Source organism: Streptomyces sp. NPDC059850 (assembly GCF_042731515.1).
Classification (GTDB): domain Bacteria; phylum Actinomycetota; class Actinomycetes; order Streptomycetales; family Streptomycetaceae; genus Streptomyces.
This window is the reverse complement of sequence record NZ_JBHWJI010000004.1, coordinates 31,994-54,379: the sequence shown is the minus strand read 5'-3', so window position 1 is coordinate 54,379 and position 22,386 is coordinate 31,994. Positions and strand designations below refer to the sequence as shown.

At 71.6% G+C, this 22,386-nt stretch carries 20 protein-coding genes; 14 read left to right on the top strand and 6 right to left on the bottom strand.

Features of this window, described 5'->3' with window-relative positions:
- Positions 1-18: 18 nt before the first annotated feature.
- From ACFV9T_RS04555 to ACFV9T_RS04535, 5 genes are read left to right on the top strand one after another with little or no spacing between them, the layout of a single operon-like run.
- The gene (locus ACFV9T_RS04555) at positions 19-234 is read left to right on the top strand and encodes a ferredoxin (protein ID WP_385436607.1); all 216 of its coding nucleotides are present in this window, start codon (positions 19-21) and stop codon (positions 232-234) included.
- Positions 235-277: 43 nt separating this feature from the next.
- On the top strand, positions 278-2,086 hold the full coding sequence (locus ACFV9T_RS04550; RefSeq protein ID WP_385436606.1) for an FAD-dependent monooxygenase: 1,809 nt from the start codon (positions 278-280) through the stop codon (positions 2,084-2,086).
- Positions 2,073-2,462 carry a limonene-1,2-epoxide hydrolase family protein gene (locus ACFV9T_RS04545; RefSeq protein WP_385436605.1) on the top strand — a complete coding sequence of 130 codons (390 nt, stop codon included), beginning with the start codon at positions 2,073-2,075 and terminating at the stop codon, positions 2,460-2,462. Before ACFV9T_RS04550 ends, ACFV9T_RS04545 begins: the two co-directional genes overlap by 14 nt.
- 2 nt (positions 2,463-2,464) lie before the next feature.
- The gene (locus ACFV9T_RS04540) at positions 2,465-3,658 is read left to right on the top strand and encodes a hypothetical protein (RefSeq protein ID WP_385436604.1); all 1,194 of its coding nucleotides are present in this window, start codon (positions 2,465-2,467) and stop codon (positions 3,656-3,658) included.
- Between the two features lie 44 nt (positions 3,659-3,702).
- Positions 3,703-4,431, top strand: a complete 729-nt coding sequence (locus ACFV9T_RS04535; RefSeq protein WP_385436603.1) for a hypothetical protein — start codon at positions 3,703-3,705, stop codon at positions 4,429-4,431.
- Here ACFV9T_RS04535 and ACFV9T_RS04530 read toward each other — a convergent pair.
- The 4 genes from ACFV9T_RS04530 to ispH all read right to left on the bottom strand — a co-directional run bounded on the left by ACFV9T_RS04530 (position 4,411) and on the right by ispH (position 9,294).
- The gene (locus ACFV9T_RS04530) at positions 4,411-4,854 is read right to left on the bottom strand and encodes a response regulator transcription factor (RefSeq protein ID WP_385436602.1); all 444 of its coding nucleotides are present in this window, start codon (positions 4,852-4,854) and stop codon (positions 4,411-4,413) included. The genes ACFV9T_RS04535 and ACFV9T_RS04530 overlap by 21 nt on opposite strands.
- A 425-nt stretch (positions 4,855-5,279) precedes the next feature.
- Positions 5,280-6,455, bottom strand: coding sequence for a flavodoxin-dependent (E)-4-hydroxy-3-methylbut-2-enyl-diphosphate synthase (gene ispG / locus ACFV9T_RS04525; RefSeq protein ID WP_385436601.1), 1,176 nt, complete (start codon positions 6,453-6,455; stop codon positions 5,280-5,282).
- Positions 6,452-8,281, bottom strand: a complete 1,830-nt coding sequence (locus ACFV9T_RS04520; RefSeq protein ID WP_385436600.1) for a 1-deoxy-D-xylulose-5-phosphate synthase — start codon at positions 8,279-8,281, stop codon at positions 6,452-6,454. The genes ispG and ACFV9T_RS04520 overlap by 4 nt, the downstream gene beginning before the upstream one ends.
- Before the next feature lie 11 nt (positions 8,282-8,292).
- The gene (gene ispH, locus ACFV9T_RS04515; RefSeq protein ID WP_385436599.1) at positions 8,293-9,294 is read right to left on the bottom strand and encodes a 4-hydroxy-3-methylbut-2-enyl diphosphate reductase; all 1,002 of its coding nucleotides are present in this window, start codon (positions 9,292-9,294) and stop codon (positions 8,293-8,295) included.
- Positions 9,295-9,533: 239 nt separating this feature from the next.
- Here ispH and ACFV9T_RS04510 point away from each other — a divergent pair, with 239 nt between their 5' ends.
- From ACFV9T_RS04510 to ACFV9T_RS04495, 4 genes are all read left to right on the top strand, one after another.
- Entirely contained in the window at positions 9,534-10,292 is a 759-nt protein-coding gene (locus ACFV9T_RS04510; RefSeq protein ID WP_385436598.1) for an IclR family transcriptional regulator, read from the top strand.
- Positions 10,293-10,733: 441 nt separating this feature from the next.
- A complete protein-coding gene (locus ACFV9T_RS04505; RefSeq protein ID WP_385436597.1) occupies positions 10,734-12,614 on the top strand; it encodes an APC family permease in 1,881 nt (626 codons plus the stop codon).
- 91 nt (positions 12,615-12,705) lie between these two features.
- Positions 12,706-13,041 carry an ArsR/SmtB family transcription factor gene (locus ACFV9T_RS04500; RefSeq protein ID WP_385436596.1) on the top strand — a complete coding sequence of 112 codons (336 nt, stop codon included), beginning with the start codon at positions 12,706-12,708 and terminating at the stop codon, positions 13,039-13,041.
- 1 nt (position 13,042) lies between these two features.
- Positions 13,043-13,744, top strand: a complete 702-nt coding sequence (locus ACFV9T_RS04495; protein ID WP_385436595.1) for a cation transporter — start codon at positions 13,043-13,045, stop codon at positions 13,742-13,744.
- Between the two features lie 10 nt (positions 13,745-13,754).
- Here ACFV9T_RS04495 and ACFV9T_RS04490 read toward each other — a convergent pair whose 3' ends face one another.
- Entirely contained in the window at positions 13,755-14,696 is a 942-nt protein-coding gene (locus ACFV9T_RS04490) for a LysR family transcriptional regulator (RefSeq protein ID WP_385436594.1), read from the bottom strand.
- Positions 14,697-14,827: 131 nt separating this feature from the next.
- Between ACFV9T_RS04490 and ACFV9T_RS04485 the strand changes: the two genes are divergently transcribed.
- The 5 genes from ACFV9T_RS04485 to ACFV9T_RS04465 all read left to right on the top strand — a co-directional run bounded on the left by ACFV9T_RS04485 (position 14,828) and on the right by ACFV9T_RS04465 (position 21,722).
- Positions 14,828-16,111: an MFS transporter gene (locus tag ACFV9T_RS04485; protein ID WP_385436593.1), complete on the top strand. Its 1,284-nt coding sequence runs from the start codon at positions 14,828-14,830 to the stop codon at positions 16,109-16,111.
- Positions 16,108-17,217: an ABC transporter substrate-binding protein gene (locus ACFV9T_RS04480; protein ID WP_385436592.1), complete on the top strand. Its 1,110-nt coding sequence runs from the start codon at positions 16,108-16,110 to the stop codon at positions 17,215-17,217. The genes ACFV9T_RS04485 and ACFV9T_RS04480 overlap by 4 nt, the downstream gene beginning before the upstream one ends.
- 169 nt (positions 17,218-17,386) lie before the next feature.
- Positions 17,387-19,636: an MMPL family transporter gene (locus ACFV9T_RS04475; protein ID WP_385436591.1), complete on the top strand. Its 2,250-nt coding sequence runs from the start codon at positions 17,387-17,389 to the stop codon at positions 19,634-19,636.
- Positions 19,637-19,755: 119 nt separating this feature from the next.
- The gene (locus ACFV9T_RS04470; RefSeq protein ID WP_385436590.1) at positions 19,756-21,039 is read left to right on the top strand and encodes a sensor histidine kinase; all 1,284 of its coding nucleotides are present in this window, start codon (positions 19,756-19,758) and stop codon (positions 21,037-21,039) included.
- Positions 21,036-21,722: a response regulator gene (locus ACFV9T_RS04465; protein WP_385436589.1), complete on the top strand. Its 687-nt coding sequence runs from the start codon at positions 21,036-21,038 to the stop codon at positions 21,720-21,722. Before ACFV9T_RS04470 ends, ACFV9T_RS04465 begins: the two co-directional genes overlap by 4 nt.
- 7 nt (positions 21,723-21,729) lie before the next feature.
- On the opposite strand, the gene ACFV9T_RS04460 is transcribed toward ACFV9T_RS04465, so the two are convergent.
- Positions 21,730-22,350, bottom strand: a complete 621-nt coding sequence (locus ACFV9T_RS04460) for a LysE family translocator (protein WP_385436588.1) — start codon at positions 22,348-22,350, stop codon at positions 21,730-21,732.
- Between the last annotated feature and the right edge of the window lie 36 nt (positions 22,351-22,386).

Sequence of the window (22,386 nt, the reverse complement as noted above, 5' to 3'; positions counted from 1 at the left end):
CGGAAGCGGAGCTGACCCATGAACGTCGAGGTCGACGAGAGCAGATGCGTCGCGGCCGGAAACTGCGCCGCGTTCGCCCCCGCGGTCTTCGACCAGCGCGACGACGACGGCACGGTGATCCTGCTCGACCCGGCTCCGCCGGAGAGCGAGTACGAGCGGGTCCGGGAGGCCCACCCGAGGTGCCCGGCCGCCGCCATCGTCCTGCACGAGAACCCATCGGATCGCGGCAAGTGACCACACCCTGCCGAGAGTTCGCCCAACCCCAGGGGAAAAACCCATGCATGACATAGAGGTACCCGTTCTCGTTGTCGGTGGCGGCGGCTGCGGACTCAGCGCGTCGGTCTTCCTGTCCGACGCGGGCGTGCGCCACCTGCTGGTGGAGCGCCGCGAATCGACCTCGGTCCTCCCCAGGGCGCACTATCTGAACCAGCGCACCATGGAGATGTTCCGGCAGCACGGCATCGCCGACGACGTCTACCGGATCAGCGCCCCGCTGGCCAACATGAGCGAGGTCGTCTGGCGCACCTCGCTGGCCGGTGACGACCCCGTGGACGCGCGGGAACTGCACCGGATGGACGCCTTCGGCGGCGGCAGCACCGCCGGTCCGTACGCGGCCGACAGCCCCGGCCCCTCCACGAACCTGCCGCAGCACCGGCTGGAGCCGCTGCTGCGCCGCCACGCCGAGGAGCGGGCGCCGTCCAGCCTGCTCTTCCACCATGTGATGGAGGAGTTCACCCAGGACGCGGACGGGGTGACCGCGCGGATCACCGACCGGTCGACCGGCGAGACGAAAACCGTGCGCGCCCGCTATCTGCTGGGCGCCGACGGCGGCCGGAGCGTCGGCGCCGCGCTGGGCGTGCCCATGGACGGCGCAGGTGGCGGATTCACCATCCTCTCGGTCCACTTCAGCGCGGACCTCTCCCGCTGGTGGAGCGGCGACTCGGTGCTGATGACCCACATCATCAGCCCCGAGGGCGAGGTGTCCGTCGTCGTCGCGGCCGGACCCGACTGGGGCCTGGCGTCCGACGAATGGGCGCTGCACTTCCGGATGCCACCGGGAGCCGACGCCGACCTCGGCCCGGAGGCCATCGCCACGCGGGTGCGGGAACTGCTGAAGCTGCCCGAGGACCTGAGCCTGCGGGTCCACCATGTGAGCGAGTACCGGCCGGAGGCCGTCGTGGCCCGGTCCTTCCGCTCCGGCCGGGTCTTCCTCGCCGGGGACGCAGCCCACCGGCAGCCGCCCGCGAACGGCGGCGGCCTGAACACGGCCATCCAGGACGCCCACAACATCGCCTGGAAGCTCGGCGCCGTGCTCGGCGGCCAGGCCGACGACGCGCTGCTCGACTCCTACGAGGCGGAACGGCTGCCCGTCGCCACGCGCAACGTGGGATGGGCGATGTTCAGCCTGCGCAACTACGGGGTCCTGTTCGGGAGCCTCGGTGTGCAGCCCGGGCAGCCCGAGGCCACCCGGGCGAGCTTCTGCGAGCTGCTCTCCGACACCCCGATGGGGGAGACCCGGCGGGCCGTGGTCCGCGAGGTGTTCGGCACCCAGCGGATCGAGTACCAGGCGCACGACATCGAACTCGGCCACCGCTACGAGACCGGCGCGGTGATCCCGGACGGCACCCCGCCACCGCCCCGGGACGCGATGGGCGCCACGTACCATCCGCTCACCCGGCCGGGGCACCGGCTGCCGCACGCGTGGCTGCGGCACGGCGACACCCGGGTGTCCACCCACGACCTGGTCGGCAACAGCGGCGGCTTCGTGCTGATCACCGGGGTGCTGGGCGAGAGCTGGGCGGTCGCGGCCAAGAAGGCCGCGGACACCCACGGCGTGGCGCTCACCGTGGTGCCCATCGGGAGCCGACCCGACGAGTCGGGCCACTGGGACGCGGAGGGCACCTGGGCCTCGGTGCGCCAGATCGACGACGGCGGCGCCATCCTCGTACGCCCGGACAACCACGTGGCGTGGCGCGGCGCCACCGCGAGCGAACACCCCGACGAGGACCTGGACGCGGTGTTCCGCGCGCTGCTCGTACGCCCCGTACCGGCGGCCGAGGGGAGCCGGGCCGATGACCGCCGATAAGCACCAGCTGATCGTCCGGGAGTTCCTGGCCGCGATGGGCCCGACGCCCGCGGACGTCCGCGCCGCGGTGGACCGCTTCCTGACCGACGACTGCGTATGGGAGAACCCCGGAGCCCCGGTGTGCCGGGGCAAGGGGGAGATCCTCGCCCTCATGCCCGCCGACTTCGCACGGCTGGAGGTCAGGTTCCGCCACCTGGCCACGACCGCCGACACCGTCCTGGCCGAGCGGATCGAGAACATGTTCCGCACCGACGGCACCTTCATCGCGCGGAACCTCAGGGTGATGGCGGCGTTCGAGCTGCGGGACGGCCGTATCAGCGCCTGGCGGGACTACTACGACAGCACCAACCTCCTGTCCGAGCACCCGGAATGGTAGCCATGACGAATACCCGAACGGATCCGATGGAACTGCGAACGGAACTTGTCGACAGGGTCCACAAGTTCGGGCCCGTCTTCGCGGACGGTGTCGCCGAGGGGGAGCGGGAGCGGAGGCTGCCCGAGAGCAGCGTTCGGGCCATCGACGACTCGCAGGTCAGCAGGTGCTGGACCGCGCGCGCCTACGGCGGGCTCGAAACCGACGTGCGGACGCTGAGCGAGGTCACCAAGGCCCTCTCCCACTACTGCCCGTCCACCTCGTGGGTGGTCAACAACATCAACGGGTCGAACCTGCTCGCCGCGAAGTTCCCCCAGGCGGCCCGGGACGAGGTGTTCGGGACCAACCCCGGCGCCAAGCTGGCCTCGATCTTCGCGGCCCAGGGCACGGCGGTCCGGACCACGGGTGGCTATCTGCTCACCGGCGCCTGGCCGTACGGCACCGGCATTCTCCACGCCGACTGGGCGATCCTGATCGCGAAAGAACTGGGCGCGGACGGGGCACCGGTGGGCGGGCTCTCCATCCTGGTGCCCACCGCGGACCTGACGGTCGAGGACACCTGGCACACCGTGGGCATGCGCGCCACCGGCAGCCACACCGCGGTGGCCACGGAGGTGTTCGTCCCCGAGCACCGGGTGATTCCGGCCGCGCTGCAGCGGGGGCGGGAGAACGCCACCGACACCACGCTGGCGCCGCTGTTCCGGACGGCCGCGATCGCGGCCATGGCCACCATCTGCGCCTCGGTGGTGATCGGCGTCGGCCAGGCAGCGCGCGCCTTCGTGGTCGAGCGGGCGCCGGGCCGGGGCATCGCGCCCACCGGCTTCGCGAGCCAGCCGGACTCACCCACCTTCGTGTCCGCACTCGGCAAGACGGCACTCCAGATCGACGCGGCCGAACTGCATGTGAACCGGGCCGCCGACGCGATCGACGCGGCCGCCGCCTCGGCCACCGCGCTTCCCGACAGGGAACTCCTGCGCATCCGGGGTGAGGTCGGGCAGGCGGTGAATCTGGTGACCGTCGCGCTGGACGAGCTGATGTGGGCCCATGGCGCGGCCGCGTTCGCCCAGTCGAATCCGATGCAGCAGTACTGGCGGGACGCCAACACCGCGGCCCGGCACGCGATGCTCAACGTCCACGTCGGCCATGAACTCTACGGCGGGGCGTTCTTCGGCCTGGACCCCATCGTCCCCAGCCTCTGACCGCGAGGAATCCCATGAGCTGGCTTCCCCCTTACCTTCTTCAGATGTCAGAGGTCGCGCCGGTGACGGTGGGGCAGGCCGACGTCCCCGACTGGCTTTTCTGGTCGGTCGCCGGGCCGACGGCGGTGGGCTGGACACTGACCTACATCCTGGCCATCCGGCAGGCCTTCAGGGACGGCCGGGTGGGCATTCCCGCCTACCTGGTGGCGGTGAACTTCGCCTGGGAATTCAGCCTGGGATTCCTGCTGGAGCAGACACCGACACAGCGGCAGATCAACCTTTTCTGGGTCGTCTTCAACGTCATCCTGCTGTATCAGGCGTTCCGGTACGGGCGACGCGACCATCCCGAGCTGTCGCCGCGTACCTTTACCTGGACGCTCGCCGGCGTGCTGATATGGGCGGCGCTGATCGTGATGGCGGGCGCGAATGAGTTCCACGACCGCGATGGAATGTACACCGGAATGATCATCCAGGTGCCGCTGAGCGCCTCATTCCTCCTGATGCTCAAACGGCGCGGGTCCAGTGTGGGACAGTCCATGTACATCGCCGTCGCGAAGTTCACCGGATCCGTGTTCGCCGGGCTGACCGCCTTTATCGTCTACCCGTCCCACCTGCTGTTCCTGGTGCTGGTCCCGACCTATGTCGGCCTGGACATCGCCTACCTGGTGATGCTGCGCAGGACGATGCGCGCGGAGGGACGGCCCCTGTGGGCGAGGCGCCATGGCGCCCTGCCCGGACGCGGCGCCCCACGGTCAGATCACGCCACTGCGTAGCGCGTACGCCACGGCGTGGGGCCGGTTGCGCAGATTGAGACGCCTGGTGACCTCGAAGACGACCCGCTTCACCGCCCGTTCCGAGAAACACAGCTTCGCGGCGATCTCGGCGGTGTTCAGGCCCTCCGACATGAGCCGCAGGACGTCGATCTCGCGCGGGGTCAGCCCGGACAGGTGCAGACCGCGTGGCGACAGCACCTCCCGCTGGACCCGCTCGACCTGGCGCAGCAGCTCGCCGAGCATCTGCGAGGGCAGCACGCCCCCGCCGGACGCGGCGGTCCGTACCGCCTCCTCGATACGCTCACTGGTGGCGCCCACGCGCAGCAGCACCGCGACGACGTTGCACTCCACCACGGTGAGCAGATCGGCCCGGTCGACCTCACAGGCGATCAGAACCACTGGTACGTCCAGAGTTTCCTTCATGGTGCGCAATGCCGACGCCGTTTCCACGGTAATCTTCTCCGCGACGAACACGGCGACATCGGCTGATGCACGGTGCTCGCCCGAGACGACTTCGATGTGCGCAGTCGCGTCGAGATGGCTGCTGACTGCCCTGTACGTCAGAGGATCCGGTGCCCGCACCAGCGCTCGAATCAGGTTTGCCGTAGTCCTATTGCCCACGACCGCTCCCAAAGAATTCACCGTATGCTCACCCAGGTTCTTTGCGATCCGGAACGACTTCAAGGACCATACAGGGGCCGAGTTCGCAGAGTCGATGACTTGCGGATGTTCTGGTTTTAAACAGGGGAAAACCCTCGGCCGGGTGCCGAAAGCCTTGAAGACGGCCGCATCGATGTGCTGCGGCCGTCCTCAAGGCTCTTACGGGAGCGCGGGTTCGCCCCGCTGGCTCAGTTCCCGGGCGCCCCTGCCCCGTTCAGGACCTGGACCGTCGGCGCGGCGTCGTCCACGGGCTCCATGTCCTCGGCGATGCGCAGGGCCTCCTCGATGAGGGTCTCCACGATCCGGTGCTCGGGAACGGTCTTGACGACCTCGCCCTTGACGAAGATCTGGCCCTTGCCGTTGCCGGACGCCACGCCGAGGTCGGCCTCGCGCGCCTCGCCGGGGCCGTTCACCACGCACCCCATCACGGCGACCCGCAGCGGCACCTCCATGCCTTCCAGCCCCGCGGTGACCTCGTCGGCGAGCTTGTAGACATCCACCTGGGCGCGCCCGCACGAGGGGCAGGACACGATCTCCAGCTTGCGGGGCCGCAGATTCAGCGACTGCAGGATCTGCACACCGACCTTGACCTCCTCCACCGGAGGCGCCGACAGGGACACCCGGATCGTGTCGCCGATGCCCTGGCGCAGCAGCGCGCCGAACGCGACGGCCGACTTGACGGTGCCCTGGAACGCCGGACCCGCCTCGGTGACGCCCAGGTGCAGCGGGTAGTCGCAAGCTTCGGCCAGGATCTCGTACGCGCGCACCATGACCACGGGGTCGTTGTGCTTCACCGAGATCTTGAGGTCGTGGAAGTCGTGCTCGGCGAAGAGCGAGGCCTCCCACAGCGCCGACTCGGCCAGCGCCTCGGGCGTGGCCTTGCCGTACTTCTCCATCAGGCGCTTGTCCAGCGACCCCGCGTTGACCCCGATCCGGATCGGGGTGCCGTGGTCCTTGGCGGCGCGGGCGATGTCGGCGACCCGGTCGTCGAACTTCTTGATGTTGCCGGGGTTCACCCGGACCGCGGCGCATCCGGCCTCGATGGCGGCGAACACGTACTTGGGCTGGAAGTGGATGTCGGCGATGACCGGGATCTGGGACTTCCTGGCGATCGCGGGCAGCGCCTCGGCATCGTCCGCGCTCGGGCAGGCCACGCGGACGATGTCGCAGCCCGCCGCGGTGAGTTCGGCGATCTGCTGCAGGGTGGCGTTGATGTCGGCGGTGACGGTCGTGGTCATCGACTGCACCGAGACGGGGTGGTCACTGCCGACCCCGACCGGGCCGACCTGCAGCTGGCGGGTCTTGCGGCGCTCTCCGAGCACCGGAGGCGGCAGTGCGGGTATACCGAGCGCGACCTGGGTCACCGCGGTGTCCTTTCCACGTGGTTGGCGTGCCGTGTCGCCAGGGCACTGTGCAGCGTGAGCGCGGTGTCGGCGATGGACTCCCCGGTGAGACCGTGCTCGGCGAGGATGGCCGGCCGCTCGCCGTGGCTCAGGAACTCATGGGGCAGCCCCAGGGTGTGCACCGGTGTCCAGACGTGGGCGTCGGCGCACGCCTGCGCCAGCGCCGTGCCCACACCCCCGGCGCGCGTGCCGTCCTCGATGGAGAGCACCAGCCGGTGACGGGACGCCAGATGCGTCAGGGTCGGGTTGACCGGCAGCAGCCAGCGCGGGTCCACCACGGTCGTCCCGATGCCGTGTTCGGCCAGCAGCTCCGCCGCGCGGAGGGCGGGGGAGGCGAGGACTCCGGCCGAGACGAGCAGGACATCGAGCGGCTGGGACCGGCTGCGGTGCAGCACGTCCAGCCCGTCCATGCGGGTGAGGGCGGGGATCTCGGGGCCCGCGCCGCCCTTCGGGAACCGCAGCGCCGTAGGGCCGTCGTGGACGTCCACCGCCTCGCGCAGCAGCTCGGCCAGCTGGGCGGTGTCACGTGGTGACGCGACCCGCATGCCCGGTACCCCGCCGAGCAGCGCGAGATCCCACATGCCGTGGTGGCTGGCGCCGTCGGGGCCGGTGACGCCCGCGCGGTCCAGGACGAAGGTCACCGGCAGTCCGTGCAGGCCCACGTCCATCATCAGCTGGTCGGCGGCCCGGCCCAGGAACGTGGCGTACAGGCAGACCACCGGGTGCCGTCCGCCCATCGCCAGCCCTGCCGCGCTGGTGACCGCGTGCTGCTCGGCGATGCCCACGTCGAAGACGCGGTCCGGGAACCGCTGGGAGAACCGGTGGAGGCCGACCGGGCGCAGCATCGCGGCGGTCAGCGCGACGATGTCGGGCCGTCCGGCGGCGACGCTCGCCAGCTCCTCGCCGAACACCCCGGTCCAGCTGGGCGAGCCGCTGGAGCGCGGGCGCCCCGTCGCGGGGTCGATGACCCCGATGCCGTGCATGCGGTCCGCCTCGTCCTGCTCGGCGGGGGCGTAGCCGAGCCCCTTCCGGGTGACGCAGTGGACCACGACCGGGCGGTCCAGCTCCGCCGCGCGGCGGTAGGCCGCCTCCAGCGCGGCGATGTCGTGTCCGTCCACCGGGCCGAGGTAGGCGAGACCGAGGTTCTCGAACAGGTTCCGGCCTTCGTGGCGGCCTTCGCGCAGCGCGGCCAGATGGTCGGCCAGGCCGCCGACCGTGGGGTCGTACGAGCGGCCGTTGTCGTTGAGGACCGCCACCACCCGGTCCTCGCTCTGGCCGAGGTTGTTCAGGGACTCCCAGGCCAGGCCCCCGGTCAGCGCGCCGTCGCCGATCACCGCGACCACGCGGCGGTGCGCCTCACCGGCCAGCCGCTGGGCCTTGGCCAGGCCGTCCGCGTAACTCAGGGCCGTGGCGGCGTGCGAGTTCTCCACGTGGTCGTGCGGCGATTCGGCGCGCATCGGGTAGCCGGACAGCCCGCCCGCCGCGCGGAGCGTGGTGAAGGCGTCCTGCCTGCCGGTGAGGATCTTGTGGACGTAGGACTGGTGACCGGTGTCGAAGACGATGCGGTCGGTCGGCGAGTCGAAGACGCGGTGCAGGGCGATGGTCAGCTCGACCACGCCGAGGTTCGGGCCGAGGTGTCCGCCGGTGGCGGCGACACGTTCGACGAGGAAATCCCTGATCTCGCTCGCCAGCACCGGGAGTTGATCCGGGGGCAACTCCTTGAGCTGCCGGGGTCCGAGGACACTGCTGAGCACAGTGGATGTGGTGGACGCAGAAGTGGACGACATGGCTCCCCCGTTCAGCTCGTAGACCCGTCCGCCGATGGATCCGTATCGCCGCGCAGCGCGGACGGCAGTTCGAAGCGCACGGTCTCGCGGGTGATCTCACGTTCCTCGACGGACACCGGGCCGAACTCGCCCAGCGCGGTCACGACCTCGGTGACCAGGTGGTGCGGGGCCGAAGCACCGGCGGTGAGCGCGATCGTGCGCACTCCCTCCAGCCATTCGGGCCGGATGTCGGCGGCACTGTCGATCAGATGGGCCGGGGTGCCCTGGCGGCGGGATAGTTCCACCAGGCGGACCGAGTTGGAGGAGTTCGTCGAGCCGACGACCAGGGCGAGGTCGGACTCCCCGATGATCGCGTTGAGCGCCTTCTGGCGGTTCGTGGTGGCGTAGCAGATGTCTTCGGACGCCGGTTCGTGCAGCAGCGGGAACCGCTCCCGCAGGGCGCCGACGACCTCGGCGGTCTCGTCGACCGAGAGCGTGGTCTGGGTGAGGTAGGAGATCTGCCGCGCATCGGCCGGTGACAGGTTTCGCACGTCCTCGACCGTCTCGACCAGCACCGTGGACTCCGGCGCCTCCCCGAGGGTGCCCTCGACCTCCTCGTGCCCGGCGTGGCCGACGAGCACGACGGTGTCGCCGCGCCCCGCGAAACGGCGGGCCTTGGCGTGGACCTTGGCGACCAGCGGGCAGGTTCCGTCGATGACGTCGAGGGCGCGGCGATCCGCCTCCTCGCGCACGGCGGGGGACACCCCGTGCGCGGAGAACACCACCGTCGCGCCGTCGGGCACCTGGTCCAGTTCGTCCACGAACACCGCGCCCCGCCCCGCGAGATCGCCGACGACGGACACGTTGTGCACGATCTCCTTGCGGACGTAGACCGGAGCGCCGCGCGACTCCAGAGCTTCCTCGACGATCTCGATGGCCCGCTCGACACCGGCGCAGAAGGACCGAGGGCCGGCCAGCAGGACGCGACGTGCGCCGCCGTTCTCCACATGCTCGTCCGAGCTTACGTAAGCCATGTTTCCGGAGACTAGGAAGGCGATGTCCTCCGATCAACGCGCGATTCCACTTTCCCGAACGGTCGCTGCGGCGGGTGCGATCCGGCCTGTCACAAAGGGCCCGATCGCATGGCCCCACGGGACAACAGCCTCCGGTGATCTTGAGTTGACCGCCCGGGCGCAGGTAGCCATGAACCGTGAACGCTGGACGGAATTCTCGGACGCTGGCCCGTGGAACAGCCGCGGATGAGGTGGTTGAGATGGACGCGACCGGATCCGCGGGAGGCCCGCTGCGGAAGGCGCTCGCCGTCCTCGAAGCCCTGGCCGGGGCGTCGCGGCCACTCACCCTGTCGGAGCTGGCCCGGCTGGTCGGCCAGCCGAAGTCGACCCTGCACCGCACCATGCGGGTGCTCACCGATCTCCGTCTCGCCGTCCGCAGGGAATCGAAGTACTACGAGGTCGGGGACTACCTGTCCCAGATGGCCGCCACGAGCGGCGCGGCCCGGGCGCAGAGTCTCAGCTACCCGATCACCCCCTTCCTCATCGAGCTGTTCCAGCTCACCCACAAGATCGTCAGCGTGGGCATGCTGTCGGGTACGAACGTCCACCATGTCGGGACCCTCTACCGCCAGGAACACGCCCGCCTCGCGATGGCGCTGCGCCACCCCTTCCCGGCGCACTGCTCGGCGGCGGGCAGACTCCTGATCGCCAAGAGCACCCGGAACCCGGCCGACGTCGGCGGCACCGCGCTGGTCGCGGACACGCGGTGGACCGTCACCGGGACGGACACGATGCGGCGCGAGTTCGAGCAGATCCGGCGCACCGGACTGTCCTACGCCAGGAGCGAGCACATCCCCGGCCTGGTCGAGGTGGCTGCCCCGGTCCACCTCGGCAAGTCCGGCCAGGTGGCGGCGATCGTGGTGGGCGACACGGTGAACAACATGGACCTGCGCAGCGTGGGGCGCGTACTGCTGCGGACCGTCGGCGTCATCGAACAGAACCTGGCCGGGGCCTGCTGACGCCCCTCCGTCCTGGGAGTCCGTGGCGTGCGGCGGAGAGAGCGGGGAGGGCGGAACGCGGTGCCCCACGGGGACCGGCGCGCACTCAGGTAGCGGTGCCGGGCACCGCGAGCACGCCGGACCGCGGTGTCAGCGGGCGACGGTGCTGGCCATCGCGCTGTACCCCCACGCACCGCTGAGCGGTCGTTCCGCGGCTCTCTCCGCCGCGAGATCTCACTGTGGCACCGCGTCGGCCCCGGGGCCACGGCCGTTGTCGCGCTCCTGACGCCGCGCCGCCGCGGATTGACGTGGTCCTGACGGGGGTCAGGGGTGGCGTCAGAGGGGCGTCAAAACCGCGGCCTGCGGTGCCAGGGATCCGATAAGGGGGCTCGGCCCCGCCCGGTGCGCCGCCCGAAGCTGAGCACCCGATGTGTTCCGACGCCGGTCTGGAGGCGCGACGACATGACGAAGGTGTTCCGTGGCGAGGACCCGGCCGCGGCCGTGAGCGGGGCCGGCGAGGAACCGCCTGATACCGGCGTACGTCCCGATGGCCCCGGCGAGCGGCACCGGCTCACCGCCACCCAGGGCCTGGCGGCGCTGTCGCTGGACGCGATGGCGTCCGTGGCGTACGGGCCGGAGGCCATCGTCCTGGTGCTGGCCGCGGCGGGGGCGCACGGGCTCGGCTTCACGCTGCCGGTCACGCTCGCCATCGCCGGGCTGCTGGCGGTCCTGGTCGCCTCGTACCGGCAGGTCATCGCCGCCTTCCCGAACGGCGGCGGGGCGTACGCCGTGGCCAAGGCCCACCTGGGCAGACGGCCCGCGCTCGTCGCCGCCGCGTCGCTGATTCTGGACTACGTCCTCAACGTGGCCGTGTCCGTGACCGCCGGGGTCGCCGCGCTCACCTCCGCGTTCCCGGCCCTGTACACGGACCGGGTGGGGATCTGCCTGGCCGTGCTCGCGCTGGTGACGGCCGTCAATCTGCGCGGCGTCGTCGAGTCCGCGCGCGCCTTCATCGTCCCCACCGTCGTCTTCGTGGGCTCCATCCTCGCCATCATCATTGTCGGGTTGTTCCGCTCCGCACCGGTCAGCACCGCCACCGCCGAAGGACACGCCACCGCGCTCGGCCACGGTGCGACGACGGTCGGCGCGCTGCTCCTGCTGAAGGCGTTCGCGTCCGGCTGTTCGGCGCTGACCGGAGTCGAGGCCGTCGCCAACGCCGTACCGTCCTTCCGCGCCCCGGCCGCCCGCCGCGCCCAGCGCACCGAAGTGGCCCTCGGCGCGCTGCTGGGCGTCATGCTGATCGGGCTGTCGGTGCTGATCGGCCGCTTCCACCTCCAGCCGGTCGAGGGCGTGACCGTCCTCGCCCAGCTCGCGGATGCCTCCCTCGGCCACAACTGGGCCTTCTACGTGGTTCAGTTCGCCACCATGGTGCTGCTCGCGCTGGCCGCCAACACCTCCTTCGGCGGGCTTCCGGTCCTGATGAGCCTCCTCGCCCGGGACAACCACCTGCCGCATGTGTTCGCCCTCAAGGCCGACCGCCAGGTCCACCGCCACGGTGTGCTCGCCCTCGCCGCCACCTCCGCCGCCCTGCTGATCGTCTCCGGCGGGGACACCAACACCCTCGTCCCGCTCTTCGCCATCGGCGTCTTCGTCGGCTTCACGCTCTGCCAGACCGGCATGGTCCGCCACTGGCGCGCCGAACGCACCCCCGGCTGGCGTGCCAAAGCGACACTCAACGGCTTCGGCGCCCTGCTCAGCGGCGTCGCGGCGATCGTCGTCACCGCCACCAAGTTCACCGGGGGCGCGTGGCTCGTCGTCCTCGCCCTGCCGCTCCTCGTCCTCACCTTCGGACGCGTCCACCGCGCGTACGACCGCATCGGCCATGCCCTGGAACTCGGCCGTATCCCCGACCCACCCCACCCCGGCCACTCCCTGGTCGTCGTCCCCGTCGCCGGACTGTCCCGGCTCACCCGCGAGGCGCTGGGCGCCGCCGCCTCCCTCGGCGACCAGGTCCACGCCGTCACCGTCGTCCACCCCGACCCGGAGGACAGGCGCGTCGCCGAGATGCTGCGCCGCGACTGGGAGCTGTGGAACCCCGGCACCGACCTGATCGACGTTCCCTCCGCCACCCGCTCCCTGGGCCGTCCGATCGCCTGTTACGTACGCGAGCTGACCGCCCGCCACCCCGAGTCCCGGATCACCGTCCTCATCCCCGAAACCGAGCCTGCCCATCTATGGCAGAGGCTGTTGCAGAACCAGCGCGGCGCCGTCCTCGCCCACGCCCTGCGCCGCGACACCGACGCGGCGATCTGCCGCCTGCGCTTCCGGCTGCCGATGGACTGACGGCCTCCGCCGCTCACACTCCGGGTGGCACTCCGCGCCGCCAGATGATTCACGATTCCATGGATTCAGCAATTTGTGTATTCTCATCGGTGTGCTGACTCTCGCCGCTGACATCGAGGTGCTGGCGCGGTTCGGCCGCGCCCTGGCGGACCCGATCCGCTGCCGGATCCTGCTCGCCCTGCGCGAGGCTCCGGCGCATCCCGCCGATCTCGCCGACGCCCTGGAGATCTCCCGGACCCGGCTGTCGAACCATCTGACGTGTCTGCGCGACTGCGGCCTGGTCGTCGCGGTGCCGGTCGGCCGTCGTATCCGCTACGAACTCGCCGACGAACGCCTCGGGCACGCGCTGGACGACCTGCGCACCGCCGTGGTGGCCGTCGCGGCGGACAAGACCTGCCCGGACGCGGGGGCGAAGGGCTGCTGCTGAGATGAGCGCGGAGACATCCGTCGGCACAGGCCCGTCCCCGGTCCGCCGCGAGGCACTGGCGAAGCGCATACGGCTGCTGGTCGCGGCCACCATCACCTACAACGTCATCGAGGCGATCGTCGCGATCACCGCCGGGACGCTCGCCTCCTCCACCGCGCTGATCGGCTTCGGCTTGGACTCCGTCATCGAGGTGTCCTCCGCCGCCGCGGTCGCCTGGCAGTTCTCCGCTCGCGAGCACGCCGTGCGTGAGGCGAGGGAGAAGACGACGCTGCGGCTGATCGCCGTCTCGTTCTTCGCCCTAGCCGCGTACGTCGCCGCCGACGCGGTCCGGGCGCTGACCGGCACCGGGGAGGCCGAACGCTCCGCCCCCGGCATCGTCATCGCCGCGCTGTCCCTGGCCGTGATGCCCTTCCTGTCCGCCGCCCAGCGCACGGCGGGCCGCGAGATCGGCTCCGCCAGCGCGGTCGCCGACTCGAAGCAGACGCTGCTGTGCACCTACCTCTCCGCCGTCCTTCTCGTCGGCCTGGTCCTCAACGCCACTCTCGGCTGGTCCTGGGCCGACCCCGTCGCCGCCCTCGTCATCGCCGCCATCGCGGTCAGGGAGGGCCGCGACGCCTGGCAGGGCAAGGGCTGCTGCGCGCCCCCGGCCGCGCCGACATCTGCGGCCGACGCCTGTGGCTGCTGCGAACCGTCGCCGAAGTGAGGGCGAGGGCTCAGCGCGGAAGAACCCAGTCCGGGGCCCACGTCCCGGCGGCGTCGTGGTCGGTCGGGGTGTCGGTGAGGTGGGCGCGGAGGGCGGGTAGTGCCGGGTGGGGGTTGTCGCGGTGCCAGAGCAGGGAGTGCGGGTAGACGGGTACCGGGTCGGTCACCGGGATGCGGCGCAGGCCGTGGCCCGAGGGCCAGACGAGACGAGTGTGCTCGCTCATGAAGGTGGCCAGGGCCGGGGTGTCGGCGACGGTGTCGAGGAGCGCGTCGGAGCCGAAGTTGGGGCCGGTCGCCTCGATGGTGAGGCCGAACTCGGCGACGAGGTCGTCGTAGTAGGCCGCCCACTCGGTGCCGGGGACGATGCCGGGCATCCAGATCCGGTGCCCGTCATCGGCGAGCTGAGCGACGGTCACCGACCGGGCGCCCGCCAGGGCGTGGCCGGGGCCGGTGAGGAGCTGGAGCGGTTCGTCGAGCACCCGGACGGACTCGATGTCCTCGGGCAGGGGACGGCCGGGCATGGCGACGGCGCGGAAGGACGCGTCGATCGCGCCGGACCGGATGGCGGCGACGGCCGTCTCGACGTCGAACAGCATCACCACGTCGAGGTCGATCTCGGGGTGCGCGCGGTGGAAGCCGCGCATCAGGCCCGATGGCGCGACGCGCGAGGCGATCACGTCGACGCGCAGCGGACGGCTGCCGGGGCGTACGGACGCGACCGCGCGCTCGGCGGCGCGCAGCAGCTCGCGCGCGTGGGGCAGGAACGCCTGCCCGTCGATGGTGAGCCCGGCGCCGCGCGCGGTGCGGGTGAACAGCCGCACGCCGAGGTCGCGCTCCAGCGCGGCGATGCGCTTGGAGACGGCCTGCTGGGTGACCGCCAGCTCGGCGGCGGCCTCCTGGAACTGCCCCGCGTCGGCGGCGGCGACGAAGGTCCGGACGGTGTCGAGATCCACGCCGACACCCTACGGCCACAACCATCGGTTGTGGCCGACGGCTCCGCCGTTGTTTGATCCCTGGTCGCGGCGCTCGCTTTGATGCTTCCGATCGCTGATCGGTTGTGCGGAGTGAGGGGCGGGCGTCGGGCATGTCGGGCATGTGGGGCAGGGGGAGCGGACAGCGGCTGGGGCGGCGGTTCGGGTGGTTCTGGGGTGCGTACGCGTCCAGCGCGCTCGGCACGTGGCTCGCCTTCGGCGCGTTCCCGCTGATCGCCATCGAGGTGCTGCACGCAGGACCGGCCGAGGTCGCCGCGCTCGCCTCGGTGGGGGCCGCCGTGGGCGCGGCCGTGGCGGTGCCGCTCGGCCCGTGGATGGAGTTCCGCCGCAAGGGGCCGGTGCTGATCGCGACGGACCTGGTGCGGTGCGCGGCGCTGCTGACGATCCCCGCCGCGTTCGCGCTCGGCGTCCTCACGTACCTCCAGCTCCTGCTGGTCTCGGTCGTCGTCGCGGCGGCCGACATCACCTTCCGCGCCGCCTCCGGCGCGTACCTGAAGACGCTGCTCCCGGCCGAGCACCTGCTCGTCGCCAACGCCCGGTTCGAGTCCACGGCCTGGACGACCACGATCATCGGCCCGCCGCTGGGCGGCGCGGCGACCGGGCTCCTCGGCCCGGTGGCGACGGTGGTGGCCGACGCGGTCAGCTACCTGCTCTCGGCCCTGGGGCTCCGCGCGATGGGCGGGCACGAGCCGCCGCCCGAGCGCCGGGAGGCCGCGCGAATGCGGGCCGGGGACCTGCTCGACGGCTGGCGGTACATCCTCGCCGACGCGGCGCTGCGGCCACTGTTCTTCAACACCGCCCTGTTCAATGCCCTGGTGATGGCCACCCAGCCGCTGCTGGCCGTCCTGATGCTCGGCCACCTCGGGTTCGCACCGTGGCAGTACGGCCTCGCCTTCGCCGCGCCCTCGATCGGCGGGCTGCTCGGTTCACGGCTGGCCCGGCCGCTCGTCACCCGGTTCGGACAGCACCGGGTCCTCGTCGTGTCCGGGGCGCTGCGCGCGCTCTGGCCCGTCGGCCTGGCCTTCCTGGGGCCGGGCACCGGAGGGCTGCTGCTGGTGATCGGCGTCGAACTCGGGCTCATCTTCTGCTGCGGCGTCTTCAACCCCGTCTCCGCCACCTACCGCCTCGAACGCACCGCGACCGGTCGGGTCGCCCGCACCCTGTCCGCCTGGACGGTGACGGTCAGGGCCACGACCGCGCTCCTGACGGCCGTCTGGGGCGTGCTGGGCAGCCTGCTCGGCGCGCGTACCGCCATCGGCCTGGCGGGCGTGCTCCTGCTGGCGACCCCGCTGCTGCTGCCCCGCCGCCGGTCCGCCACTGAGCGGACAGATAATCGGTTGCCCGGCGGCGACGGCGCTGGATCTACTGCCGCATGACGACGCCACCAGCACCCCTTGAGGCCGAGCGGACCGACGGGACATCCGTCCGGATCGGCGCGCTCGTTCCGCTGACCCGCCCTGGCTGGGCCGAGGCGGGCCACCACCTGCTCGCCGGACTCGAACTGGCCGTATCCGAGGTCAATGAGACCGGCGGGATCGCCGGAAGACCACTGGAGCTGGTGGTCCGGGACACCTCGGCCGATCCGCAGAGGGCCACGGCGGCCATCGACGAACTGGCCCGCCTGGGCGTGGCCGCCGTGGCGGGGGAGTACCACAGTGTCGTCGCGCGCGCCGCTGCCACCAGGGCCGACGCCCTCGGCCTGCCGTACCTCTGCTCGTCGGCGGTGCTCGACGCGCTCACCGAACAGCCGACGGAATGGGTCGCGCGCCTCTCCCCGCCGCAGTCCCGTGGCTGGCAGGTCTACGCGGACTTCCTCCTCGGCGCGGGCCACAGCCGCGTCGCCGTAGCGGCCCAGCCGAGCGTCTACTGGGCCGCCGGGACCCGCATCCTGCGGGACCAGCTCGCGGCACGCGGCGGCACCGTCATCGAACTCGACATGCTTGCCCCGGAGGCCGTGTGCGACGCACTCGTCGGCCAGCGCGCGACAGCCCTCCTCCTCCTGGTCGGTCACCCGGAACCGGCGGTGCCGATCGTCAAGGCCGTCCGCGGCGACCAGCGCCTCGCCGAGGTCATGATCGGCGCCCCGGCCGGGCAACCGGAGTTCGCCGAATGGGCGGCGTCGCTGGGCGAGGACGGCGCCGGGATCCCGTTCCTGCGCTACCTGCCCGAGCGCCTCGGCCCCCTCGGCGTACGCGTCGGGACGGCCCTGCGCGAGCGGCTGGGCGAAGCCCCCTCCTTCGTCGCCTTCGAGGGCTACGACACGGTCGCCGTCCTCGCCGATGTGCTGCGCTCGTACGGCGCGGACCGGGCGCGCACCGCCGCATCCTGGCCGCGCGTGGCGGTCGAAGGCACCCGCGGGCAGATCCGGTTCTCCCGCACGCCGGGCATCAGCGTGTGGCAATGGACCGGGGCGCCCCTCCAAGTCGTCGACCGGGATCCGGCGCACCCCGAACGCTTCCGGATCCTTCACGTGCCGTCGTAGCCGTATCCATCGCAGCAGTGCAGGTCCGTCGTACCAGCGGCGGATCCGCCCGGCCCGGTCGTACTGCGTTCTCAGTAGCGGGAAGTGTCGGCAGGCGCACGACGACAGGACGGCCCGCTCCCGGGGAGTCTGGGCGGACAGTCGGCACCAGATGTGGAGACCTCCTGCCGTGGCTACATTCCTTTACCAAGTGGGCCGTCTGGCCTTCCGGCGACGCTGGTACGTCGCCCTGGTCTGGGCGGCCGTCCTGGCCGCCGTCGGGCTGGGCGCCCTCAAGGCTCCGGGGGCTTCCGACGAGGAGTTCTCCATGCCGGGCATCGAGGCCCAGAAGGCGTTCGACCTCATGGAACAGCGCTTCCCCGGCGTCACCGCAGACGGCGCGACAGCCAGGGTCGTGTTCGTCGCGCCGGGCGGTGAGAAGGTCACCGCCGCCGAGAACAAGCGGACCGTCGAGAAGGCCGTGGCCGACCTGGCCGACGGCCCCCAGGTCGCGAGCGCCGTCGACCCGTTCCGGGCGAAGGCCGTCAGCAAGGACGGCACGACGGCGTACGCGTCCGTCACGTATAAGGTCGCGGCCGCCGACCTCACCGACGCCAGCACGACGCGGCTGGAGCGGGCCATCGACACGGCCCGGGACTCCGGGCTGACCGTCGAGGCGGGCGGAAGCGCGATGAACGACGGTGGCGGGCCCGGCGGTGTGGCCGAGGTGGTCGGCGTCGCGATAGCCGCCGTCGTACTGCTGGTCACCTTCGGCTCGCTGGCCGCCGCCGGACTGCCATTGCTGACCGCCATCATCGGCGTGGGCGTGAGCATGGCCACCATCCTGACCCTCTCCTCGGCGCTGGGCCTGTCCGCGACGACCGGCACCCTGGCGATGATGCTGGGCCTCGCGGTCGGCATCGACTACGCCCTGTTCGTCGTCTCCCGCTACCGCGAGGAGCGCGCCAAGGGCCACGCACCGCAGGAGGCGGTCGGTCTGGCGGTCGGCACGGCCGGTTCCGCGGTCGTGTTCGCCGGGCTCACCGTCGTCATCGCGCTGGCCGGACTCGCGGTGGTCGGCATCCCGATGCTCACCAAGATGGGCCTGGCCGCGGCGGGCGCGGTCGTGGTGGCCGTACTGATCGCGCTGACGCTGGTCCCGGCATTCCTCGGCTTCTGGCCGAACGCCGTGCTCCGGCGCCGGGCCCGCAAGAGCGGCCGTATCGAGGAGGAGAGCGAGAACAACGGCGGCACCCGCTGGGCGCGGTTCGTGCTGCGGCGTCCGCTGCCCGTGCTGCTGCTCGGTGTGGTGGGCCTCGGGGCCCTCGCGGTGCCGATGACCAATTTGCAGCTCGGCATGCCGGGTGACGAGGCCAAGTCGACCTCCACCACCGAGCGCCGGGCTTACGACGCGCTCGCCGAGGGGTTCGGGCCGGGCTTCAACGGGCCGCTGACCGTCGTCGTGGACACGAAGGGGGATGAGAAGGGAGACGCGAAGGGGAACGCCGACCCGAAGGGCGCCGCCGCGATGGTCGCGAAGGAGATCGGCGGCACCGAGGGCGTCGTCTCCGTCTCCCCGGCCCGCTTCAACGAAGCCGGTGACACGGCCGTCTTCCAGGTCGTACCGTCCACGGCGCCGACCGACGAGAAGACCAAGGACCTGGTCACGACCATCCGGAACGAGCGGCCCGCGGCCGAGGCCAGGACCGGGGCGACCTTCGAGGTCACCGGCACCACCGCGCTGAACATCGACATCTCCGACAAGGTGCAGTCCGCGCTGATCCCCTACCTGGTCGTCGTCGTGGGCCTCGCGATCGTGCTCCTGCTGGTGGTCTTCCGGTCCCTGCTGGTCCCGCTGAAGGCGGCCCTCGGCTTCCTGCTGTCGGTGCTGGCCTCCCTCGGCGTGGTCGTCCTGGTCTTCCAGCAGGGCCACGGCGCCGAACTCCTCGGCGTGGAACAGACCGGCCCGATCATGAGCCTGATGCCGATCTTCCTGGTGGGCATCGTCTTCGGCCTGGCCATGGACTACGAGGTGTTCCTCGTCTCGCGGATGCGGGAGGCGTACGTCCACGGCGAGCGGCCCGGCCAGGCGGTCACGTCCGGCTTCCGGCACAGCGCCCGCGTGGTGGTGGCCGCCGCACTGATCATGATCGCGGTGTTCGCCGGGTTCGTCGGCGAGAGCGACTCCATGATCAAGATGATCGGGTTCGGACTCGCCGCCGCCGTCCTGTTCGACGCCTTCGTCGTACGGATGGCGATCGTGCCCGCCGTGCTCGCGCTGCTCGGCGACAAGGCCTGGTGGCTGCCGAAGTGGCTGGACCGGCTGCTGCCCAACGTCGATGTGGAGGGCGAGGCGCTGAGCCGCCGCCCGGAACCCCCGCGCGCGGAAGCGGATCCCGAAGCGGCCGAGAGGCCCGGCCGGGAAGTGGCCCGCATCTGATACGGCCGCCCGACCCACCCCCGCCGGGGCCGCCCGTGGCGCACGACACGGGCGGCCCCGGCAGCCGTCCGCGCGGGAAACGGGCCACGATGGTCCCAGAGCACCGACCGGAGAACCCGATGAGCACCAGCCTTGAGCGTTATACGGACCGTTTCGAGCAGTACGCCGACCGCCACCCCCGCATCGTGGACGTGGCGGTCGTCCTGGCCCTGATGGGGTGCGCGGCCCTCGGCAGCAATCTCACCCTGCCCGGCGCCGACCCGCCCGACCAGGACAGGACCGCCATGGTCCTCATGGGCGTGTCCTGCCTCGCCCTGCTGAGGTACCGCAGCCACCCGCGTACCGCCGTCGTCGTGACCGCGGTCTGCACGGTGGTGGTGATCGCGCTGGGGTATCTGCTCACCCCGCTGCTGCTGGGCCCCGTCATGGCGGCGCTGTACTGGCTGGCCACGCTCTCCGACCGCAGGACCACCCGCGCCTTCGGCTTCACCACCATGGCGGCGCTGATGGTCGCGTCAGCGGTCTCCGACTCCATGGACCGCCTCTCCCTGGTGCTCAGGATGATCGGCCCCCTCTTCTGGCTGCTGCTGCCGCTCGCCGCGGGCACCATGACCCGGCTGCGGCGCGCCTACCTGGAGTCGGTGCAGGCCCGCGCCGAACACGCCGAGCACACCCGGGAGGAGGAGGCACGGCTGCGCGTCACCGAGGAGCGCATGCGCATCGCCCGCGAGCTGCACGACGTCGTGGCCCACCACCTGGCCCTGGCCAACGCGCAGGCCGGTACGGCCGCCCACCTCGTACTCAGCAACCCGCGGCAGACGCAAGCGATCCTCACCGACCTGACCGGCACCACGTCCTCCGCGCTGCGCGAGCTGAAGGCCACGCTGGGACTGCTGCGCCAGAGCGACGATCCGGCCACCGGAGCGCTGGAGCCGTCCCCCGGCCTCGCCCGCCTGCCCGAACTGGTCTCGGCGTGCGCGTCCGCGGGACTCGCCGTCACGGTCACCACGACAGGGGAGCCGCGCCCGCTCTCGCCCGGGGTGGACCTGACCGCGTTCCGGATCGTGCAGGAGGCGCTCACCAACGTCACCAAGCACGCCGCCGCGGACTCCGCCCACGTACGCCTCGCCTACGCCGGTTCGCGCCTGCTGATCACGGTCAGCAACGACGGCCCGGACACCCCCGGCGCCACGGGCACCAACGATTGCTTGGAGGCCGTACGGGGCCGGGGCTTCGGCCTCATGGGCATGCGCGAGCGCGCCCACACCATCGGCGGCGAACTCCGCGCCGGACCCCGCCCGGAGGGCGGCTTCGAGGTCACCACCGCGCTGCCGCTCCAGCCTTCGGCACCCGAACCGGCCGCGGCCGCCACCGATTTTCCCTCAGGAGGAGAAGAGTCATGACCATCAAGGTGCTGCTCGCCGACGACCAGGCCTTGTTGCGGGCCACCTTCCGGATCCTGATCGACTCCTGTGCGGACATGACGGTGGTCGGCGAGGCCTCGGACGGCGCGGAGGCGCTGGAGCTGACCCGCGCCCACCACCCCGACATCGTCCTCATGGACATCCGGATGCCGGGCACCGACGGTCTCGCCGCCACCTCCGCGATCTGCGCCGACCCGGAACTGGCCGCCACCCGCGTGCTCATCCTGACGACGTTCGAGACCGAGGACTACGTCGCCCAGGCGCTGCGCGGCGGTGCCAGCGGCTTCCTCGGCAAGGACGTCACCGCCGACACCCTGCTGGCAGGTCTGCGTACGGTGGCCTCCGGCGAGGCGCTGCTGTCACCCGCCGCGACCCGCACCCTCATCACGAACTTCCTCATGTCCCCCGCCCCCGACACCCACCTCGCGCCCCCGCAGCGCCTGTCGGAACTCACCGTCCGCGAACGCGAGGTGATGGGCCTGGCCGCCGAGGGCAAATCCAACACCGAGATCGCCGAGATCCTCACGGTGAGCCCGCTGACCGTGCGCACCCACGTCCACCGCGCGATGACGAAGCTGGGCGCCCGCGACCGTGCCCAACTGGTCGTCATCGCCTACCAGACGGGCCTGGCCCAGGCGCCCCCGCCACTGCCGCCCGGGTGACGGGGGCTCACCCGCCGACGATCCGTTCCACCAGCAGGAACACCCCGATGGCGATCATCATCGCCCCGGAGACGCGAGTCACCGCCCGGGCCGCCCCCGGCCGCGTCTTGAGGACCGTACGGGCGAGCACACCGACGCCGAGGTACACCAGCGCGCAGGCCGTCATGTGGAGCGTGCCGAGCAGACCGGTCTGCGCGGCGACCGGCCAGCCGTGGGCGGGGTCGATGAACTGCGGGAACAGCGAGAAGTACAGCAGCAGCGCCTTGGGGTTCAGACCGCTGATCCCGACCCCCTTGAGCATGATCTGCAAGCGGGAGGACCCCATGGCCTCCTCCGAGGCCGTCAGCGTGGCGGGCTGCCGCAGCACACCGCAGCCCAGCCACACCAGATACCCGGCCCCGGCGACGGTCAGCGCGGTGAGCACGGTCGCCGAACTCGCCACGATCACCACCAGGCCCGCGACGGCGAGCAGCGTGTACCCGACGTACCCGGCGATCAGCCCGGCGACCGCCGGAACGACCGACCGGTCCCGCAGCCCGGCCGAGATCGCGTAGGCCCAGTCGGCCCCCGGGGTGAACACCAGCAGCAGGTCCACTGCCAAAAAGGCCGCCAGCGTCGTCAGTGCCATCGTTCGATCCCTCTCATTTCTTGCTCTGAGAGGGAG

Coding starts and splice junctions, on each gene's coding strand:
- ACFV9T_RS04530 (WP_385436602.1), bottom strand. CDS start 4,854: ATGAAGGAAACTCTGGACGTACCAGTGGTTCTGATCGCCTGTGAGGTC.
- ACFV9T_RS04470 (WP_385436590.1), top strand. CDS start 19,756: ATGAGCACCAGCCTTGAGCGTTATACGGACCGTTTCGAGCAGTACGCC.
- ACFV9T_RS04545 (WP_385436605.1), top strand. CDS start 2,073: ATGACCGCCGATAAGCACCAGCTGATCGTCCGGGAGTTCCTGGCCGCG.
- ACFV9T_RS04550 (WP_385436606.1), top strand. CDS start 278: ATGCATGACATAGAGGTACCCGTTCTCGTTGTCGGTGGCGGCGGCTGC.
- ACFV9T_RS04460 (WP_385436588.1), bottom strand. CDS start 22,350: ATGGCACTGACGACGCTGGCGGCCTTTTTGGCAGTGGACCTGCTGCTG.
- ACFV9T_RS04535 (WP_385436603.1), top strand. CDS start 3,703: ATGTCAGAGGTCGCGCCGGTGACGGTGGGGCAGGCCGACGTCCCCGAC.
- ACFV9T_RS04540 (WP_385436604.1), top strand. CDS start 2,465: ATGACGAATACCCGAACGGATCCGATGGAACTGCGAACGGAACTTGTC.
- ACFV9T_RS04480 (WP_385436592.1), top strand. CDS start 16,108: ATGACGACGCCACCAGCACCCCTTGAGGCCGAGCGGACCGACGGGACA.
- ACFV9T_RS04555 (WP_385436607.1), top strand. CDS start 19: ATGAACGTCGAGGTCGACGAGAGCAGATGCGTCGCGGCCGGAAACTGC.
- ispH (WP_385436599.1), bottom strand. CDS start 9,294: ATGGCTTACGTAAGCTCGGACGAGCATGTGGAGAACGGCGGCGCACGT.
- ACFV9T_RS04495 (WP_385436595.1), top strand. CDS start 13,043: ATGAGCGCGGAGACATCCGTCGGCACAGGCCCGTCCCCGGTCCGCCGC.
- ACFV9T_RS04510 (WP_385436598.1), top strand. CDS start 9,534: ATGGACGCGACCGGATCCGCGGGAGGCCCGCTGCGGAAGGCGCTCGCC.
- ACFV9T_RS04520 (WP_385436600.1), bottom strand. CDS start 8,281: ATGTCGTCCACTTCTGCGTCCACCACATCCACTGTGCTCAGCAGTGTC.
- ACFV9T_RS04465 (WP_385436589.1), top strand. CDS start 21,036: ATGACCATCAAGGTGCTGCTCGCCGACGACCAGGCCTTGTTGCGGGCC.
- ACFV9T_RS04505 (WP_385436597.1), top strand. CDS start 10,734: ATGACGAAGGTGTTCCGTGGCGAGGACCCGGCCGCGGCCGTGAGCGGG.
- ACFV9T_RS04485 (WP_385436593.1), top strand. CDS start 14,828: ATGTCGGGCATGTGGGGCAGGGGGAGCGGACAGCGGCTGGGGCGGCGG.